Origin of the sequence: Streptomyces sp. CA-251387, assembly GCF_050936625.1 — a bacterium.
Taxonomy (GTDB): domain Bacteria; phylum Actinomycetota; class Actinomycetes; order Streptomycetales; family Streptomycetaceae; genus Streptomyces.
In genome coordinates, this window is the sequence record NZ_JBNJMJ010000001.1 from 7,965,452 (window position 1) to 7,984,909 (window position 19,458).

Genomic DNA, 19,458 nt, shown 5'->3' on the forward strand with positions numbered 1-19,458 from the left:
TCAGATCACTCCGTTCGACTTGAGCAGGCGCAGCTCCTCGTCGCCGAGGCCGAGCTCGCCGATGTAGACCTCTTCGTTGTGCTCGCCGAGCAGCGGTGAAGTGGTCACCTCGACGGGGGAGTCGGACAGCTTCAGGGGGCTGCCCACGGTCACGAACTCGCCCCGCTCGGGGTGCGGCACGGTGACGACCATCTCGTTGGCGACCAGCGAGGAGTCCTCGATGATCTCCTTGGTGGACAGGATCGGCCCGCACGGGATGTTGTGGGCGTTGAGCTTCTCCAGCACCTCCCACTTGGGCAGGGTCGAGGACCACTCCTCGATCAGCTGGAACATCTTGTTGAGCTTGGGCAGCCGGGCCTCCGGCGTCGCCCACTCGGGGTCTTCGGCGAGCTCTGGCCGGCCGATGAGCTCGCTGATCGGCTGCCAGCCGACGGGCTGCACGATGACGTACACGTAGTCGTTCGGTCCGCCCGGCGCGCACTTGACCGCCCAGCCGGGCTGACCGCCGCCGGACGCGTTTCCCGAGCGGGGAACTTCCGTGCCGAAGTCCTCGTTCGGATATTCAGCAAGCGGCCCGTGTGCCAGGCGCTGCTGGTCCCTCAGCTTCACCCGGCACAGGTTGAGTACAGCGTGCTGCATGGCCACGTTGACCCGCTGCCCACGCCCGGTGTTCTCGCGCTGGAACAGCGCCGCGAGAATCCCCGCGACGGCGTGCACACCCGTACCCGAGTCCCCGATCTGGGCTCCCGTCGCCAGCGGCGGCCCGTCCTCGAAACCGGTGGTCGACATCGACCCGCCCATGGCCTGCGCGACGACCTCGTACGCCTTGAAGTTGGTGTACGGGCCCTCCCCGAACCCCTTGATGGAGGCATAGACGATACGCGGATTGATCTCCTGGATGCGGTCCCAGGTGAAGCCCATCCGGTCGACCGCGCCCGGTCCGAAGTTCTCGACCATGACGTCGGAGCGCCGGATCAGCTCGGTGAGGATCTCCTTGCCGCGCTCGGTCTTGGTGTTGAGGGTGATGCTCCGCTTGTTGCAGTTGAGCATCGTGAAGTAGAGCGAGTCGACGTCCGGGAGGTCACGCAACTGCTTGCGCGTGATGTCACCGGTCGGCGCCTCCAGCTTGATGACGTCCGCGCCGAGCCAGGCGAGCAGCTGCGTCGCGGAGGGCCCGGACTGGACGTGGGTCATGTCCAGGACGCGGATGCCTTCGAGAGCCTTGGCCGGCTGCGAGGTCGAGATGGTCTCGGTGGTCACCAGGTCACCTCACTTGTACATGGTCTGGTTCATGGTTCCGGGGGCGTACGCGTCCGGGTCGACCCAGACGTTGATCAGCGACGGCTTCCCGGACTCGCGGGCGCGCCTGAGCGCGGGGCCGATGTCGGCGGGGTCACGGACCTCCTCGCCGTAACCGCCCAGCATCTGCGCGAACTTGTCGTAGTGGACGTCGCCGAGCGTGTTGCCGACCCGCTCGCGCTCCAGGCCGTACTTCTGGGCCTGGCCGTAGCGGATCTGGTTCATGGAGGAGTTGTTGCCGACGATGCCGACGAAGGGGAGGTTGTAACGGACGAGAGTCTCGAAGTCCCAGCCGGTGAGGGAGAACGCGCCGTCGCCGAAGAGCGCGACGACCTCCTTGTCGGGCCGCGCCTGCTTGGCCGCGAGCACGAAGGGGACGCCGACGCCGAGCGTGCCCAGCGGGCCCGGGTCCATCCAGTGCCCGGGCGACTTGGGCTGCACGACCTGCCCGGAGAAGGTGACGATGTCGCCGCCGTCGCCGATGTAGATCGAGTCCTCGGTGAGGAAGTCGTTGATCTCGCTGACCAGCCGGTACGGGTGGATCGGTGAGGCGTCCGACTTCAGGCTCGGCAGCCGCTTCTCCAGAGCGGTCTGCTCGGCCGCGCGCAGCTCGTCGAGCCACTCCTTGCGCTTCGACGCGCCCCCGTTGATGCGACCGGAGGCCGCCTCGGTCACCGACTTCAGCACCAGACCGGCGTCGCCGACGATGCCGAGGTCGATGTCGCGGTTCTTGCCGACGGTGCGGTAGTCGAGGTCGATCTGCACGACGGTCGCGTCCGGCGACAGCCGCTTGCCGTAGCCCATGCGGAAGTCGAAGGGCGTGCCGACGATGACGATGACATCGGCGTTGGAGAAGGCGTACCGCCGTGACAGCTGGAAGTGGTGCGGGTCGCCCGGCGGGAGGGTGCCGCGGCCGGCGCCGTTCATGTACGCGGGGATGTTGAGGGTGCGCACGAGCTCGATGGCCGCCTCGGTGCTGCGTGTAGTCCACACCTGGCTGCCGAGCAGGATGGCCGGTTTCTCGGCGTGGACCAGCAGGTCGGCGAGCTTCTCGATCGCCTCGGGGTCACCGGCCGAGCGGGTGGAGGCACGGTACGCCCCGGCCTTCGGCACCCGCGCCTTGGCCACCGGCACCTTGGCGTCGAGGACATCGCGCGGGATCTCCAGGAAGGAGGGGCCGGGTGCGCCGTGGTAGCACTCGCGGAACGCCATCGACACCATGTCCGCCGCGCGCGCCGTGTCCGGCACGGCCGCCGCGAACTTGGTGATCGGCGTCATCATGTCGACGTGCGGCAGGTCCTGCAGGGACCCCATCTTGTGCTGGCTGAGGGCGCCCTGGCCGCCGATGAGCAGCATCGGGGACTCGGCGCGGAAGGCGTTGGCGACACCGGTGACGGCGTCGGTGGTGCCGGGACCCGCGGTGACGACCGCGCAGCCGGGCTTGCCGGTGATACGGGCGTAACCGTCGGCGGCGTGGGCGGCGACCTGCTCGTGGCGGACGTCGACGACCTCGATGCCCTCGTCGACGCAGCCGTCGTAGATGTCGATGATGTGGCCGCCGCACAACGTGTAGATGCGGTCGACCCCCTCGGCCTTCAGCGCCTTGGCTACGAGATGACCACCGGAAATCACGTCCTGGGTGTCGTCAGGCATGGCGAAGTCCTGTCCCTTCGTAGGGGGTTGGGAACGCGCTCAGCGGTATGTCGTCGACCGTCGGCAGTACATTGCATACAGTCGACGAATACTGTATGAAGCTTGTTATCCCGCATCCGGTGGGTGGTGTCCAGGGGGCGTGCGGCACTTTTAAGACAGGAGCCGGAATGGACCTGTACGAACACCAGGCAAGGGAACTCTTCGAGGAGCACGGCATCTTGGTGCCGAGGGCCGAGGTGACGGACTCACCCAAGGAAGCCCGCGAGATCGCACGCCGGCTCGGCGGCCGTGTCGTCGTCAAGGCGCAGGTGAAGACCGGCGGCCGCGGCAAGGCGGGCGGGGTGAAGCTCGCCGCGGACCCGGCTGCCGCGGAGCTCACCGCACGCCAGATCCTCGGCATGGACATCAAGGGCCACACGGTCGGCAAGGTGATGCTGGCCCAACCCGTGGACATCGAGACCGAGTTCTACGTGTCCTACGTCCTCGACCGCGCGGCCGGCCGCTTCCTGGCGATCGCTTCCGCGGAAGGCGGCATGGAGATCGAGGAGGTGGCCGCCAGTCGCCCCGAGGCCGTGGCGCGCGTTCCCATCGATCCCGCCGAGGGCGTCACCTCCGCGAAGGCGGGCGAGATCGCCGAAGCCGCCGGACTGCCGCCGCAGACCGTCGACGTCCTCGTACGGCTCTGGGAGGTACTGGTCCGCGAGGACGCCCTCCTCGTCGAGGTGAACCCGCTCGTCCGCACCGGGCAGGGGCAGATCCTCGCCCTCGACGGCAAGGTCACCCTCGACGACAACGCCCGCTTCCGCCAGGCGCGTTGGGGCGCCGACGAGGTCGAGCACGACGACGCGCTGGAGGCGGCGGCCGCCGCCAAGGGCCTCAACTACGTCAAGCTCGACGGCGAGGTCGGCATCATCGGCAACGGCGCCGGCCTCGTCATGTCGACCCTCGACGTCGTCGCAGGCTGCGGTGCCCGCCCCGCCAACTTCCTCGACATCGGCGGCGGGGCATCGGCCCAGATCATGGCCGACGGCCTGTCCGTGATCCTCTCCGACCCCGCCGTGAAGTCGGTGTTCGTCAACGTCTTCGGCGGGATCACCGCGTGCGACGCGGTCGCCGACGGCATCGTGCAGGCCCTGGACTCCGTCCAGTTGACCAAGCCGCTCGTCGTGCGCCTCGACGGCAACAACGCCGCCCGCGGCCGAGCCATCCTCGACGGCCGCGCCCACCCCCTGGTCCAGCAGGCCACCACCATGGACGGCGCCGCGCTCCGGGCCGCCCAACTCGCCGCCGCCACAGCCTGAGGAGACACGACGACATGGCCATCTACCTCACCAAGGAGAGCAAGGTCCTCGTCCAGGGCATGACCGGCGGCGAGGGTATGAAGCACACCCGGCGCATGCTCGCCGCCGGCACGAACGTCGTCGGCGGCGTCAACCCGCGTAAGGCGGGCCGCACCGTCGACTTCGACGACCGTGCCGTGCCCGTCTTCGGGTCGGTCGCCGACGGTATGCGGTCGACCGGCGCCGATGTGACCGTCGTCTTCGTCCCGCCCGCATTCACCAAGGCGGCCGTCGTCGAGGCGGCCGACGCCGGCATCGGACTCGCCGTCGTGATCACCGAGGGCATTCCGGTCCACGACTCCGTCGCCTTCACCACGTACGCCAAGACGCGCGGCATCCGCATCATCGGCCCCAACTGCCCCGGCCTGATCACCCCAGGCCAGTCCAACGCCGGCATCATCCCGGCCGACATCACCAAGCCCGGCCGCATCGGCCTGGTCTCCAAGTCCGGCACGCTCACCTATCAACTCATGTACGAGCTGCGCGACATCGGCTTCTCGACCTGCGTCGGCATCGGCGGCGACCCGGTCGTCGGGACGACCCACATCGACTGCCTGGCCGCCTTCCAGGACGACCCCGACACCGAACTGATCGTCCTGATCGGGGAGATCGGCGGCGACGCCGAGGAACGCGCGGCCACGTACATACGCGACCACGTCACCAAGCCGGTCGTCGGCTACATCGCCGGATTCACCGCACCCGAGGGCAAGACGATGGGGCACGCGGGCGCGATCGTGTCCGGCTCGTCCGGTACGGCGGCGGCGAAGAAGGAGGCGCTGGAGGCGGTGGGCGTACAGGTCGGTGGCACGCCCACCGAGACCGCGCGTCTGGTGCTGGACCGCCTGGGAGCCGGGGCGTGACGTCACTCATAGTCAGAGCGAGGTCACTTTCGGGAGTTGCCGCACCTCGCTAGCGTCCGCCGTAGCCATGCAAGAAGCCGCCCCGACTGTGCACCGAGAGCGGAGACTCCGATGGCAACCACCCTCACCCTCAAATCCGGCACCACCTGGGCCGACGCCTGGCAGCGCTGCGTCGCGGTCGCCCCGGAGGCGTTCCGCGACGACCGTGTCCTGAACCTCTGGGACTCCACCTGGCAGGCGGACGGCCGAGCCCTGCCCGCCACCAGCCCCGTCGACGGCGGCCCGATCGCCGGCCCGCCACGCCTGGACCGGGCCACCGCCCACCAGGCCGTACGAGCCTCACTCGACCAGCACCGCGCGTGGCGGCACATCCCGCTGGACGAGCGCCGGGCCCGTGTCGCGGCCACCCTCGACGCGCTGACCGAGCATCGCGAGCTCCTCGCCCTGCTCCTCGTCTGGGAGATCGGCAAGCCCTGGCGGCTCGCCCAGGCGGACGTCGACCGGGCGATCGACGGCGTGCGCTGGTACGTCGACGGCATCGAACCGATGCTCGCCGGCCGGGCCCCGCTGGACGGCCCGGTATCCAACATCGCGAGCTGGAACTACCCGATGAGCGTGCTCGTTCACGCAGTGTTGGTACAGGCACTGGCAGGCAACGCGGTCATCGCCAAGACCCCGACGGACGGCGGTGTCGCCTGTCTGACCCTGGCCTGCGCTCTCGCCGCCCGCGAAGGGATTCCCGTCACCCTCGTCAGCGGCAGCGGAGGCGAGCTGTCCCAGGCGCTGGTGCGGGCGCCCGAGATCGGCTGCGTCTCCTTCGTCGGCGGCCGCGACACCGGCGCCGCGGTGGCCACGGCCGTCGCCGACCTCGGCAAACGACACGTACTCGAACAGGAAGGACTCAACACCTGGGGCATCTGGAACTACACGGATTGGGACGCGCTCACGGCGGTCATCCCCAAGCTCTTCGACTACGGCAAGCAGCGCTGCACGGCGTACCCGCGCTTCGTCGTCCAGCGTGAGCTGTTCGACGAGTTCCTGGCGGCGTACCTCCCGGCGGTGCGCACGCTGAAGGTCGGTCACCCCTTGGCGGTCGAGAAGCGGGACGACCCCTACCCGCAGCTGGACTTCGGACCGGTGATCAACGCGGCCAAGGCCAAGGAACTGCAGGACCAGGTCGCCGAGGCGATCGATCGCGGTGCCGTCCCGCTGCACCGGGGCAAGCCGTCCGACGCCCGCTTCCTGCCCGGCCAGGACACCTCGGCGTACGTCCAGCCGGTCACGCTGCTCAACCCGCCCCCGTCCTCCCCCCTCCACCACGCGGAGCCGTTCGGCCCGGTCGACACGATCGTCCTGGTCGACACGGAGGCGGAGCTGCTCGCGGCGATGAACGCGTCCAACGGCGCGCTGGTCGCCACGCTGTCGACGGACGACCGGGCCACGTACGACCGCCTGGCCCCGCAGATCCGCGCGTTCAAGGTGGGCCACGGCGAGCCGCGCTCCCGCGGCGACCGCGACGAGCTGTTCGGCGGCTTCGGCGCGTCCTGGCGCGGGGCGTTCGTCGGCGGCGAGCTGCTCGTGCGCGCGGTGACCCAGGGACCGGCGCAGGAGCGGCTGCCCGGGAACTTCCCGGACTACCACCTCATGCCGTGACGGGATCCCGGCGGCGCCCACCCGTGGGGGCGCCGCCGGAGAACTTCACCCGTGCGTGAACGCCGAATCACTGCAGGTGAAGGACCCCCGGACCGCCTCGCCTCCCGGCTCGCGCGGGCGGTCCGACGGACGGATATGCAGGTGAAGGGCACTCCGAAACCTTGGTATTGTTGTCCATGTCGCCGCGGGGAACACCTCCGGCAAGGCGGCAGACACCTAGTCCGGGTGGCGGAATGGCAGACGCGCTAGCTTGAGGTGCTAGTGCCCTTTATCGGGCGTGGGGGTTCAAGTCCCCCCTCGGACACAGAACGGATACAGATCGTTTCAGCTCATGCGGGACGAGGTTCGCCTCGTCCCGCATGAGCTGTTTCTGGTGGGATCAGAATGCCTTGGAGGTCCTGCTTTCTGCGCCTCGTCATCTCCTGAACCGAAGGCCCGACCCGGCGGTAGGCGGGCGGGGCGGCGCCCGGCAATGGGGCGGAAACCGGGACATACTGCATATGGCGTCGTCGGAGCGTCCGGGGCGCATCGGGTGATGGAGGCCGCGTCCGGCCGGGCGGGAGAGATGTTGATCCGTGTTCTTCTCGTCGAGGAGGCAGACCTGGTGCGCGGGGCACTCGCCGCCCTGCTGACCCGGGAGAAGGACATCGAAGTGGTCCCGGCGTCACCGGAGCACGGCCAGACGGTCCCGCAGGCGCTGTCGTACCGGCCCGACGTGGTCGTCATCGACATCGACGGCGACGAGGACCGCGCCCTCGGTACCTCCCTGGAACTGGCCGCGCGGCTGCCCGAGTGCCGGACCCTGCTCGTGGTCGGCTCGACGAGCCCCGAGTATCTGCGCCGGGCGCTGGACCGGAGGGTCGCGGGGCTCATCGGCAGGAACAGCCCCTGCCACATGCTCCCCCAGGGGGTCCGCAAGGTGGCGGCGGGCGAGCGGTTCATCGACCCGTCACTGGCGCTGCTGGCGCTCTCCTCGGCGGAGAACCCGCTGACCGCGAGGGAGCTCGAGGTGCTGCGGCTGGCGGCGGACGGCACGCCCACGCGGGAGATCGCCGACCGGCTGTCGCTGTCCGTGGGAACGGTCCGCAACCACCTGAACGCCGTCTCCAGAAAGACCGGAGCACGCAACCGCATCGACGCGATCCGCATCGCCCGGGAATCGGGCTGGTTGTAGCCGGGACCCCGGGCCGGTCGGCGTGGGCCGTCGAGGGCACGTCGGCCGTTGAGCCGGGTCGACCGGCGTCCTCGTCCCCTGAGTGCCGGACGTCGGCGTCCCCGTCCCCTCAGTGCCGGATGTCGGCCGCCACCTGGTCCCAGTGGCCGATCAGGTCGCGGTAGAGGGCACAGTCGGCCTGCAACTGGTCGTGGGTGCCGAGGGCGCAGCGCGGGCCCTCCATGACGAGGACGAGGTCGGCACGCAGGGCGGAGCTGATCCGGTGGGCGCAGACGATGAGGGTGGACGGGCGGCAGGCGAAGGCACGTTCGGCGACGGCCTCGGCGGCCGGGTCGAGATGGCAGGTGGCCTCGTCCAGCAGGACCAGCGGGGCCGGCGGCAGCAGGGCGCGGACGAGGGCGATCAGCTGGCGTTCACCGGCGGAGAGCACGGCCGGGTCGACCGGCGCGTCGTAGCCGCCGAGGCGTGCGACGAGCGGGGCGGCGCCGATGGCGTGGACGGCCGTGTCGAGGGCGGGCAGGGGGGCCGTCGGATGCAGGTAGGCGAGGTTCTCGCGCAGGGTGCCGGTGAAGACGTACGCCTCCTGCGGGATCAGCACGCGCGACCGGGAGAGCCGGCCCGTGTCCAGGGACCGGACCGGGACACCGCCCAGGCGTATCCGGCCGGCCTGCGGTTCGAGCATTCCGGCGATGAGCGCGGCGAGCGTGGACTTGCCCGCGCCACTGGGGCCGACGACCGCCAGGTGGGTGCCGGACGGGAGGGCGAGGTCGAGGTCCTGGACGACCGGTTCGGCGGACGGGGCGTAGGCGAAGGTGACGTCCCGCAGTTCGACACGGCCGTCCGGGGGTTGCGGGTCTGTCGGCGCCTGCGCTGTTGCCGGGGGAGCCGGAGCGGTGCCGCGGGGTCTTCCCGGCCCGGGGGCGAGCGGGGTGCCGGGCGGTTCGCGGCTCGGGACTGAGCGGTACGGCATCTCCCTCGATGGCCCGGTCCTCGCCGGGGCGTCGATCACCCGTGATGTACCCGCCACTCGCGACGCCTCCAGCACCCCCGATGCACCCGGGCCGGCCGCTCCCCCACCCTCGATGCACCCGGGCCCGCCGCCTCCAGGATCCGGCCGAGGGTGACCAGCAGCCACAGACCGTTGCCGCCGAGCCCCTGGACCAAGCCGTGCAGGGCCGGCTGCAGGCTCTGGGCGACATAGGTCAGCGCGCCCAGGATCGCGCCGGCCGTCACCCCGCCCCGCACCAGCCACGGCGCCCCGGCCAGGATGAGCACGATCGGCAGCCAGCCGCCGACGCCCAGCGCGGCGGTGCGCAACGCGGTGAGCCGGGCCAGCGCGCGGGCGGCGCTCGCCGCCTCGTCGATACGGGCGCCGACGCGACGGCGTACGAGGTCCTCGGCGCCGCAGGCCGTCACGTCCCGCAGGCCGCCGACCACCGTGCCCACCTGCTCGGCGATGGCCTCGTCGGCGAGGACGACCGCCCGCTGCCGGGCCGCCATCGCCCGCAGGGCCAGCAGGAACAGCAACAGCCCGGCCACCAGGGGTGGCACGACGAACAGCAGGAGGGCGGGATCCAGCGCGGCCAGCCCGATCAGCACGCTCACCGAGGTGACCGCGAAGCTCTGCACGAACATCACGACCGCCCCGTACGACTCGCGGGCGATCTCCACCTGCTCGGTCAGCCGTGCCACGCCCGCCGTGTCGACTGGCTGCCCGACGCGGGCCGAGCGGCGCAGCGTGCCGGTCGTGGCGAGGGTGACCAGGTCGTCGCGGAACGGCTCGACGACCTCGGCCAGTCGGCGCGTGGCCTGCCGGGTGCCCCAGGCGCCGACGAGGACGGCGCAGGCCAGCAGACCGAGCCAGCCGAAGCCCTCGGCGCTGCGGCCGGCCAGGAAGCCGTCGTCGACGGCACGGGCGACCAGCCAGCCGGACAGCAGCGCGGGCACGGCCTCCACCAGCGACCAGCCGGTGAGGCGTACGAACTCCCGGCGCCGCGTGCGCAGCGTGGAGCGCAGCAGGGCTCCCGGCCCCGGGCTCACCAGACGCCTCCGTCGGGTTCCGATGCCAGTGCCGGTCCCTGTCCCGGTGTCGCTTCCGGACGTGTGTTCCCGTGCGGCTCCGTTTCCTGGCCCGTCTCTCCGTAACCCCCCGCCTCTGGCCTGAACACCGCCCGGTACCCCTCCTCCGCCCACAGCTCGCGATGCGTCCCCACCCCCCGCACTCGCCCCGCGTCGAGCCATACGACGACGTCGGCGCGGGCGGCCGTGGAGGCGCGGTGGGTCACGACGAGGCGGGTGCGGTGGGCGAGCGGGCCGGTGCCGGTGAGGGCCTGGCGGATGTGGTGCTCGGTGACGGTGTCGAGGCTGGCCGTCACGTCGTCCAGGACCAGGAGGCGGCCGTTCGGGGCGGACTGGGCGAACGCCCTTGCCAGGCCGATGCGTTGGTTCTCGCCGCCGGACAGCGGGGCGGTGGCGAGACCGGTGCCGTACCCCTCGGGCATGGTCCGGATGAAGGCGTCGGCGCGTGCCGCGGTGGCCGCCGCGCGCACCCCCCCGCCTCCGGGTGCGCACGGCCCGAAGCCGATCGCGTCGGCGAAGGTGTCGCCCAGCAGCACCGGGCGTTCGAAGCCGTAGGCGACGGCCCGCCGCAGCTCCGCGCGGTCCAGATCGCGCAGCGGCACTCCGTCGAGCCGTATCTCCCCCTCCTCCGGGTCGGCCAGCCGTCCGGCCAGCGCGGCCAGCAGGGACTTGCCGGACCCGGAGCGTCCTACGACGGCGGTCAGCGCGCCCGCCGGCAGGGCGAGGTCGATGCCGTCCAGCGCGGCGTCGCCCTCGGCGGTGCGTACCTTGACCCCGCGGAACTCCAGCCGCCCGCCGCCCCCGGAGGGCAGATGGGCGGTGCCGTACGCGACCGTGGGTTCGCCGAGCACCTCGGCGACCCGGCCCGCGGTGGCGCGGGCGAAGGCCAGCCGGTTGACCGAGGCCACCAGTGAACTCACGCCGGTGGCCAGGAGGACGTATCCGGTCGCCGCGAGCATCTGACCCGGTGTGATACGGCCCCGGGCGAGCCCGAGGCCGGCCACGGCCAGCACGGCGACCACCAGCAGGGGCACGATCGCCGCGTCGCGTGCGGAGACCCGGGCGAACGCGCGCCACATGCCCAGCCCGTGACGGTGCAGTTCGGGCAGCGGCTCCAGGACGCGCTCGGCCTCGCGGGCCGTGGTCCCGGCGGCCGCGATGGTGCGGATTCCGGCGAGGGCGTCGACGAGTCGGGTGGCGATGCGGCCCTGGGTGGCGAAGTAGCGGTCGTTGAGGTCGGAGACGTCGCGGACGAAGGCGCGGACCACGAGGACGATCAGCGGCAGCCCTGCCACGAAGGTGAGGCACAGCCAGGGATCGATGAGGGCCAGGGCGACCACGGCCCCGAGCGGGGGGACGAGTTCGGTCACCGCCCACACCAGGCCCGACGGGGCGCTGCCGGCCCGGGCGGTGTTGCCCACCAGGCGGGCCACCAGGTCACCGCGGGAGTGACGGCGGGTGGCGGGGCCGCCCAGGTCGAGGACATGGCCGAGCAGGGTGTGCCGCAGCCAGGCCGTGCAGCGGGCGTTGGCCACGGCGCCCGCCCAGTCGTCGGCGGCGTCGCACACCACCAGCAGCGCGACGGTGACGGCGGAGAGGGTCAGCCACAGTGCCGTGTCACCGTGCCCGAGCACGGCGTCGACCGTGCGGCCCATGACGGCGGGCAGAAGCACGTAGACCGCTGCCAGCACGAGGGACACGGCGGCCTGAATCCCGCCCCAGGCACCACCTCGCCGGACCGTCTCCAGCAGCAGACGGTCCGCCGCGCGTCGGTCCACCGGCCGCTCCCGTCGTCGTGAGGTTCCGGTCGTCGTGAGGTTCCGGAGGAGGGCGGGGGCGTGATGTGCCCCCGCCCCTGGTGGTCGGGGGCGCGCGGTGTGCCCCCGCCGTTGCGGTCAGAGGCCGAGCCTCTAGCAGATCAGCAGGCTCAGCCCGCTGAAGCAACCCCTGCTCGCACGGCTGCCCGGCGGCGGACGCAGGCCGGACTCCGACTCGATGGTCAGGCCCTGCAGTTCGAGGAGCGACATCAGTCCTCACCTCCTCTCTTCGACTCGTGTGGGGACGGGGAGGTCATCAGCGGGCAGGTCCGCCGTCAGGAACGGCAGTCCGGTGGCCCGGGAGTGGCAGGCGGCGCCCAGCGCGAGCAGGACGCCCGCACCTCCGGTGGCCAGGTCCATGGACAGCCGCATCAACTGCTCGCCGGGGAAGGCCAGTCGGCCGTCGAGCAGGCAGGCGTGACGGGACAGGCGGCGCACGTGGTCCGCGATCACGGGGTCCCGCGCGGCCGCCGTGCCCGGCGGGTGCGCGCGGCTGAGGTGGAGGATCATGCCGGCGATGCCGTCGAAGAGCCCGGGTTCGATGTAGAACGACGCCCCGGCGGCCCGGCGGATCGCGGCGGCGGATGTCACGAACTCGTCGTCCGCGCGGTGCGCCAGGTAGTCGTCGAGGACCATGCCGATGCCCACGCTGCCGTCGGCGAGATACGGCATGGTGCGCCAGCCCTCGTTCACCTCCATCGACACCTCCTCGCGCACCACGCAGCGGCGCAGGTCCTGGCGCAGCGCGGTGGCGGCCAGGTCGAGGAGTGCCGGGTCGCCGCTGTGCTCGTACAGGCGCAGGAACAGCAGCGCGGGACCGGACGATCCGTACATCAGCCCCGCTCGGGGACGGGCGCCGCCACTGATCTCCGGTACGGCGTCGACCGGGCCCAGACGGTTGGCGACGGCCTCCGCCACCTGGAGGGCGGCGTCACGGCAGCCGGGGTCGCCGGTGGTGGTCGCGAAGTGGAGCAGGTTGAGCCCGATGCCGGACAGGCCACCCCTGAGGTCGAGGGCCAGGACCTCCCAGCGTTCGGCCAGGCACATGTCGAGGACCTTGACGGCCTCCTCGTGATGCCCGAGGTGGCCGAGGACGTACGCGATGCCGTGCAGGCCGTCGTAGAAGCCGAGGCGGGTGCCCGGATCGGGGTGGAGTGCGTGCCGGATCAGCCACTCCTCGTGAGCGGGGTGCCGGCCGCTGCCCGTCACGTCCAGTGCGTACAGCACGCCCGCCGCGCCGTGCGCCATGTTGAGGCCGCCGCCGGGGGTGTCGAACTGCTCGATGTCGCCCGGGAACAGCCGGTCGTGGCGCTCGGGTGTGGCGGCGGCCAGGATGGCGCCGCCGATCGACTCCCGGGCGCGCAGCCAGCCGGAGTGGTCGGGTTCCAGCCGGGGTTCGTCGTCCGCCCCGGAGGCCGTGCCGCCGTCGCCGGTCACCGTGCGGACGGCCTCGTCGAGGAAGCGGCCGGGGACGGGAAACAGCCGCGAGGCCTCCCTGGCGAGCTGGCCCGCCTTGCCGCGGTCCAGCTCGATCAGGCTGGTCAGCGGCATGAACAAGGACAGCCGCAGGCAGGCCAGCGCGTGCCGGTCGATGTCGAAACCGGTGGCCGACCTCGGGGCGAGGAAGCCCGGGGCCGCGAGGACCTGGTGCCGTGCGTCGGCCACGTCCGAGGCGCCCTCGAAGTCGATCAGGACGACCCCGCCGCCGGGGCGGACCAGGATGTTGAACGTGTGCACGTCGCCCATCACGACGCCCCGCTCGTGGACCGCCGCGACCGCCTCCTCCACCTGCCGGAACATGTCGAGGGCCCAGGAGGTGTAGTCGGCGAAGGCGGCCGGGGACGGATCCAGTGCGGCGAGCGGATAGTGCTCGACGAACAGCGTGTGCAGGGGCGTCCCCTCGATGAACTCCTCGACGAGGAAGTGGTGGCCGCCCAGTTCGAAGTGGTCGTGGAGCACGGGGACACAGGGCAGGCCGCGCAGCCGTTCCAGGGCCTCCCGCTCACGCTCCAGGCGGGTGACGGCGTCCGCCCCGTCCGGGGTGAGCCCCGCGTGGGGCCGGGCCTCCTTGAGGACGACACGTTCCTGTGTGCGCGTGTCCACGGCGGCGTACAGCCCGCCGCCGTTGGAGAAGTGCAGCGCCTTCTCGATCCGGTACGGCAGGTCGGCGACCGTCGTCCGCAGGCGCTCGGCGAGGTGCGGTTCCAGGAACGCCGGCAGCCGCACCCACTCGGGTACCTGGAAGGTGGGGCCGCGCACGTCCGGCACCAGACGGCCGGAGGGATCCTCCATCGCCTGCTCCACCACACCGTCGGCCGACACGCAGTGCCGGTCCGCGAAGCCCCCGTACCTCACGTAGAGCGGGCCGGCCCCCCAGCGCAGGTCGCTGAGGATGTACGGCCCCGGCAGTCCGTCGAGGACGGAACCCAGCTCGGTGAGCACGCGCTCGCAGTGGGCCTCGTCGACCGGGTAGACGGTCACGAACTTGCCGCTGGACCCGCGATGCGCGTACTTCGCGTTGGTGAGGAACAGGCTCTCCTTGTCCGGCAGGAACTTGAAGGCGATCCGGCGCGGGACGCAGTAGTCCCACACGGCGTCCAGGATCGTCTGCGCGTTGTCCGGGCACGCCGAGACATGGATCTTCCAGCCCTGCGGCGGGAGCACCGCATCGACGGGACGGAAGACCACCCACTCGTCGAGTTCGTCGCGCCTCCACGCTGCGGGGGGTGGGCGCAGACTCTGACGGAACCGGCAACGCGTCCGGCCGTGGGACAGCGTGTCGTAGAAGTGCGGGTCGGTGAGGCAGTACACCTCGTACCGCTTGTCCACGGAAAGCCTCCTGTCGGGGCTGCTCTCCTCCTCAGCGGTGCCTTGCGGCTCGATGGGGCGGGGTGGGGACGGGGGACCCGTGCTGCTTCGGGTTCCTGACCGTTCGCAATCACCTCTTACGATGACAGAACAGAGGATCTCGGACATCGATCGTCTGTCACCGCACGAGTGTGAGATTCGCACGGCCCGCCTGTACGAATCTCACGGCTGCGGCGCGGCAGTACGAGGCGCTCGCGGCGCGGCCGCGGCGCGGCGTGGACGCCGGCCAAGTGCGCGCCCACGCCGATCTGGAGCCCCCCGTCGGCCATCACGATCGACGACGACCAGTGAGCTTCACGCTCCGCCGCACCGCCGGAAAAGCACGTGCTCCGACCGCGCCCGGTTCCCTAGACTCACCACGCAATCACGCGCCGCCCACCGCTCGGCGGCGCGTCGTCGTGACCAGTCGAAGGGAGCCGGGCCGTGTGTGACCGCACCGCTGCCGTGGTCTCCCTCTGCCGGTACGAGGTGATCCTCGTGTCCTCGTCCGCCCGGTGCCCGCTGCGCGGCCGGCACCGGATGCCCGTGACGAGCGTCTGAGCTCCGCCAACTCCTGTCCCTGAGCCTGCCCTTCGGCAGGCCAGCAGGCCATGTCCTGGCCCGTGTGGGCCTCGTCCGGGGAATCGCGCTGACCTGTTTCCACTTCCGGATCATCCGAAAGGCCAAGGGCCGTGCGCACCAACCCCACCCACCTGACCACCCTCGCCGTCGTCCGCAACCTCGGCATCCTCGCCCACGTCGACGCCGGCAAGACCACCGTCACCGAGCGGATCCTGTACACCACCGGGACCACGCACAAGCGCGGCGAGGTCCACGACGGCACCACCGTCACCGACTTCGACCCGCAGGAGCGCGATCGCGGCATCACCATCTTCGCGGCGGCGGTCAGCTGCGCCTGGGACGGGCATCGGATCAACCTGATCGACACCCCGGGGCACGTCGACTTCTCCGATGAGGTGGAGCGTTCGCTGCGGGTCCTCGACGGTGCGGTCGCGGTGTTCGACGCCGTCGCGGGCGTCGAACCGCAGAGCGAGTCGGTGTGGCGGCAGGCCGACCGGCACGGTGTGCCGAGGATCGCGTTCGTCAACAAGCTGGACCGTGCCGGGGCCGACCTCGACGCGGCGGTCGCCTCGATCCGGGAACGGCTGCATCCGGCGCCGCTGGTCGTGCAGCTGCCCATCGGGGCGGAGGACGGATTCCGCGGGGTCGTGGACCTCGTCCGCATGCGGGCGCTGGTGTGGGCGGACGGCGCCGACACGGCCGTGGAGGAGCCGGTGCCGGAGGACCTGCGGGAGGAGGCGCAGCGGCGTCGGCGGCTGCTGGAGGAGGCGGTGGCCGAGCTGCATGCCGGAGCCCTGGAGGAATTCTGTATACAGTCGGCGATATCCCCGTCGGCACTCGTCACCGCCCTGCGCGACCTGACCCGCAGCGGTGATGGCGTGGTCGTCCTGTGCGGCTCGGCCTACCGCAACCGTGGGATCGAGCCGCTGCTTGACGCGGTCGTGGCGTATCTGCCGTCGCCGCTCGACGTCCCGCCTGTATGCGGTATGCGCGATGGTGTCGACGAAGAGCGGTCGGCCAACCCGTCGGCACCGTTCGCCGCGCTGGCGTTCAAGGTGAGCGCCACCCCGACGGGACGGCTGACCTACCTGCGCGTGTACTCGGGAACGATCGAGAAGGGAGACACGGTGCTCGACGCGGGCCCGCGGCGCACCGAGCGGATCGGGCGGATCCTGCGGGTCCAGGCCGACCGGCACGCCCAGGTGGAGCGGGCGGTCGCCGGGGACATCGTGGCCGTGGTCGGCCTGAAGTCGGCCCGCCCGGGCGCCACCCTGTGCGCACCGGACGCCCCGCTCGTCCTGGAACCGCCCAGTGTGGCCGACCCGGTGGTGTCCGTGGCGGTCGAGGCCCGCAGGTCGACCGAGACCGACCGGCTGGCGGCCGCGCTGGCACGGCTCGCCGAGGAGGACCCGTCACTGGTCGTGCGGACCGACACCGAGACCGGGCAGACGGTGCTGTCCGGCATGGGCGAACTGCATCTGGAGGTCGCGGTGGAGAAGATCCGGCGCGACGCCGGGCTGGACGTCAACGTGGGCCGGCCCCGGGTGTCGTATCGGGAGACGGTCGGCCGCGGAGTGACCGGCTTCGTCTTCCGGCACGTCAAACAGGACGGCGGCGCAGGACAGTTCGCGCATGTCGTCCTCGACGTGGAACCTGCCGAGTCGGAGTCCGGCTTCGCGTTCCGCTCGGCCGTCGTCGGCGGCCGGGTACCGCAGGAGTACGTCCGCGCCGTCGAGGTCGGCTGCCGGGACGCCCTCGCCGAAGGCCCGCTCGGCGGCCACCCGGTGACCGGGCTGCGCGTCACCCTCACCGACGGGGCGACCCATGTGAAGGACTCCTCCGACACGGCCTTCCGCACCGCCGGCCGGCTTGGTCTCCGCGAGGCCCTGCGCACCTGCGCGATGGTCCTCCTGGAGCCGGTCGTCGAGGTCACGGTCACCGTGCCCGAGGACGCCGTCGGCACCGTGCTCGGCGACCTCGCGGCGCGGCGGGGCCGGGTCTCCGGCTCGGCCACGCGCGGCGGCTCGGCGGTCCTGACGGCCACCGTGCCGCTGGCCGAACTCTTCGGCTACGCGACCCGGTTGCGCAGCCGGACCCAGGGCCGCGGCACGTTCACCGCCCGGCCCACCGGCTACGCACCGGCTCCGGCCGTGACGCCGGTCCGGTGACCGAACGGCGGCCCCTCCCGTACGGGCGGGGCCGCCCCCGCCTCACGGATACGACACCACAGTCGACGGCACCGTCGACGTCCCCGACGTCGGTGCCCCCGTCTCGTTGATGACGTGCTCGTACTGTCCCTTGCCGCCCAGCGACACGACGAGCAGGTCATGGAAGCGCACGCCGGGCGTGTTCGGGGCGGCGAATCCGTGGTGCTGCACGATCGTGGGGTCGACGTTGTAGTAGCAGTAGCTGCCCAGTCCCCAGCCCTCGTGCGAGGTCACGCCGTCGCCGACCTTGTAGGCGGCGTAGCCCTTGACCGAGCCGTTCTGGACGGCGGCCTGGTTCGGGGCGTCGTACGCCTTCTCGTTCTGGAAGAAGATCGTGCGGCCCCGCTGGCCGTACCACTGCACGTCGTACTTGTTGAAGTGCTCCACGAACAGGCCGGTCGCCAGGACGTCGTGGCCGTTGACGACGACGCCGTAGTCGGCGCGGTTGGTCTCCCAGCCGACTCCCTCGCCGTGGTCGGCGCGCCAGACCCATGTGTGGTCGACGATCGTGTGCCGGCTGTTGATCACCATGCTGGTGGTGGCCTTGCCGGGGCCGGCGCCGCCGATGCGGATGAACACGTCCTGCACGGTGGTGGGGTTGGCGGAGTGGTCCCGGAACGCCCCTCGCGGGCCGACCTCCAGCAGTGTCGGGGAGTTGACCGGACCGGCGTCGATCAGGAACCCGGCCAGTCGTACGCCGTCGACGTCGGCGACCTTCAGGGCCGTGACGCCGTTGTCCGGGATCAGGGTGGCGTAACCCAGACCCAGCACGACCGTGTTCGGCCGGTTCACCTCGACGGGCCGGTCCAGGTGGTAGATCCCCGGCGTCAGCAGCAGGTGCAGTCCCTGGGCGAGCGCCTGGTTGAGCGTGGCTGCGGAGACGCCGGGCCGGGCGACGTAGAACTGCGTGAGCGGCAGCGAGGTGCCGCGCGGCGTGCCGTTGCCCCAGGTGACACCGCGGGCGTTGGTCCGCTTCTCCGGCAGGAAGACCCGGTAGTCGTTGCCCTGGAGGTACAGGAAGGGCTTTTCCCGGGACACGGGCGTCGTGTCGAGCGTGGTGTACGGGGGGTTCGGGAAGCTCTGTGCGGGGGCGCCCTCGACGCCGGAGAACACCATGTTCCACACGCCGTTGAGCCAGCCGCCGATCGCGCTGTCCCGGGTGTACCACTGCTGCTGGGAGTACGGCTGGACCTGGCCGTCGACACGGCTGTCGGCGATATAGCCGCCGCTGGACCAGCCGTAGCCGGTGGGCGCGAGGTTGAGGTTGCCGCGCACGTGCATCCGGCGGAACGGCGCGGCCTGGGAGACCGCCCAGCGGTTGGTTCCGTTGACCGGCACGACCGCGAGATTCTCCGCCGAACGCCAGAAGTTCTGCGTGGCGTTGCCGTCGAACCAGCCGGCGTCGACCGTGACGTCGCCGTTGATGGTTGTGTCGTCGGGGGAGAGGCCGAGGCCGGCGATGGCGGTGTAGAAGCCTATCTGCGCGTTGAGGCCGTGGTACGGGCCCGGCTTGAACAGCAGCGCGAAGCGGCCGGTGCCGAACTGCGCCGACTCCTGCTGCCGGAACACCTCGTCGAGCCGGGCCTGGATGCCCGGAGTCGACGGTTCGAAGACGAGGACGTTCGGGCCGAGGTCGCCGCCGCCGGGCAGGGCGTGCGGCTTCTTCCGGGCCGACGGGGCGGCGGAATCCTGGGCGGCGGCAAGGCCCGAGGCCCGCGTGGAGGCCTGCGGGGACACCTGCGCGGAGGCCTCCGTCGACAGGCCGATCACAGCCGGCGCGGACGCGACCGCGGCGCCCATCAGAGCCCGGCGGCCGATCGAGGGCGGCCCGGCAGATGACGAGGACGGGGAGGAAGGGGGCATGGGGCGGCTCTCCTGGTTCAGGAAGTGAACGGCGTGGGGTGCGGGGAGCGCTCTCTCGCCGCTGAATGGTTCAACCGTGGAACG

General features: G+C 71.5%; 13 protein-coding genes and 1 tRNA gene. 6 read left to right on the top strand and 8 right to left on the bottom strand.

The features are described from left to right. Together frc and ACQEV2_RS35390 are read right to left on the bottom strand one after the other, a co-directional pair. Positions 1 to 1,260 carry a formyl-CoA transferase gene (gene frc / locus ACQEV2_RS35385; RefSeq protein WP_433051001.1) on the bottom strand — a complete coding sequence of 420 codons (1,260 nt, stop codon included), beginning with the start codon at positions 1,258 to 1,260 and terminating at the stop codon, positions 1 to 3. A gap of 9 nt (positions 1,261 to 1,269) precedes the next feature. Then, a complete protein-coding gene (locus ACQEV2_RS35390; protein WP_433051004.1) occupies positions 1,270 to 2,952 on the bottom strand; it encodes a thiamine pyrophosphate-binding protein in 1,683 nt (560 codons plus the stop codon). 167 nt (positions 2,953 to 3,119) lie between these two features. Here ACQEV2_RS35390 and sucC point away from each other — a divergent pair, with 167 nt between their 5' ends. The 5 genes from sucC to ACQEV2_RS35415 all read left to right on the top strand — a co-directional run bounded on the left by sucC (position 3,120) and on the right by ACQEV2_RS35415 (position 7,979). Then, on the top strand, positions 3,120 to 4,253 hold the full coding sequence (sucC, locus tag ACQEV2_RS35395) for an ADP-forming succinate--CoA ligase subunit beta (RefSeq protein ID WP_433051007.1): 1,134 nt from the start codon (positions 3,120 to 3,122) through the stop codon (positions 4,251 to 4,253). Between the two features lie 14 nt (positions 4,254 to 4,267). Next, a complete protein-coding gene (gene sucD, locus ACQEV2_RS35400; protein ID WP_433051010.1) occupies positions 4,268 to 5,152 on the top strand; it encodes a succinate--CoA ligase subunit alpha in 885 nt (294 codons plus the stop codon). Between the two features lie 111 nt (positions 5,153 to 5,263). Beyond that, positions 5,264 to 6,805, top strand: a complete 1,542-nt coding sequence (locus tag ACQEV2_RS35405) for an aldehyde dehydrogenase family protein (RefSeq protein ID WP_433051013.1) — start codon at positions 5,264 to 5,266, stop codon at positions 6,803 to 6,805. Between the two features lie 219 nt (positions 6,806 to 7,024). Further along, a tRNA-Leu gene (locus tag ACQEV2_RS35410) sits at positions 7,025 to 7,109 on the top strand. Positions 7,110 to 7,373: 264 nt separating this feature from the next. Next, positions 7,374 to 7,979 carry a LuxR C-terminal-related transcriptional regulator gene (locus ACQEV2_RS35415; protein ID WP_433055020.1) on the top strand — a complete coding sequence of 202 codons (606 nt, stop codon included), beginning with the start codon at positions 7,374 to 7,376 and terminating at the stop codon, positions 7,977 to 7,979. 109 nt (positions 7,980 to 8,088) lie between these two features. Here ACQEV2_RS35415 and ACQEV2_RS35420 read toward each other — a convergent pair whose 3' ends face one another. The 5 genes from ACQEV2_RS35420 to lanKC all read right to left on the bottom strand — a co-directional run bounded on the left by ACQEV2_RS35420 (position 8,089) and on the right by lanKC (position 14,704). Continuing rightward, entirely contained in the window at positions 8,089 to 8,949 is an 861-nt protein-coding gene (locus ACQEV2_RS35420; protein WP_433051016.1) for an ATP-binding cassette domain-containing protein, read from the bottom strand. 35 nt (positions 8,950 to 8,984) lie between these two features. Further along, the gene (locus tag ACQEV2_RS35425; RefSeq protein ID WP_433051019.1) at positions 8,985 to 10,019 is read right to left on the bottom strand and encodes a hypothetical protein; all 1,035 of its coding nucleotides are present in this window, start codon (positions 10,017 to 10,019) and stop codon (positions 8,985 to 8,987) included. Next, complete coding sequence (locus tag ACQEV2_RS35430) at positions 10,016 to 11,836, bottom strand: ABC transporter ATP-binding protein (RefSeq protein ID WP_433051022.1); 1,821 nt, start codon at positions 11,834 to 11,836, stop codon at positions 10,016 to 10,018. The genes ACQEV2_RS35425 and ACQEV2_RS35430 overlap by 4 nt, the downstream gene beginning before the upstream one ends. 132 nt (positions 11,837 to 11,968) lie before the next feature. After that, a complete protein-coding gene (locus ACQEV2_RS35435; protein ID WP_433051025.1) occupies positions 11,969 to 12,085 on the bottom strand; it encodes a SapB/AmfS family lanthipeptide in 117 nt (38 codons plus the stop codon). Between the two features lie 6 nt (positions 12,086 to 12,091). Beyond that, a complete protein-coding gene (gene lanKC / locus ACQEV2_RS35440) occupies positions 12,092 to 14,704 on the bottom strand; it encodes a class III lanthionine synthetase LanKC (RefSeq protein ID WP_433051028.1) in 2,613 nt (870 codons plus the stop codon). A gap of 710 nt (positions 14,705 to 15,414) precedes the next feature. On the opposite strand from lanKC, the gene fusA reads away from it, so the two are divergent. After that, positions 15,415 to 17,472 carry an elongation factor G gene (gene fusA, locus ACQEV2_RS35445; protein ID WP_433051031.1) on the top strand — a complete coding sequence of 686 codons (2,058 nt, stop codon included), beginning with the start codon at positions 15,415 to 15,417 and terminating at the stop codon, positions 17,470 to 17,472. Positions 17,473 to 17,514: 42 nt separating this feature from the next. Here fusA and ACQEV2_RS35450 read toward each other — a convergent pair whose 3' ends face one another. Then, positions 17,515 to 19,374 (bottom strand): coagulation factor 5/8 type domain-containing protein, encoded by a 1,860-nt coding sequence (locus ACQEV2_RS35450; protein WP_433051034.1) that lies wholly within the window; start codon positions 19,372 to 19,374, stop codon positions 17,515 to 17,517. Positions 19,375 to 19,458: the final 84 nt, after the last annotated feature.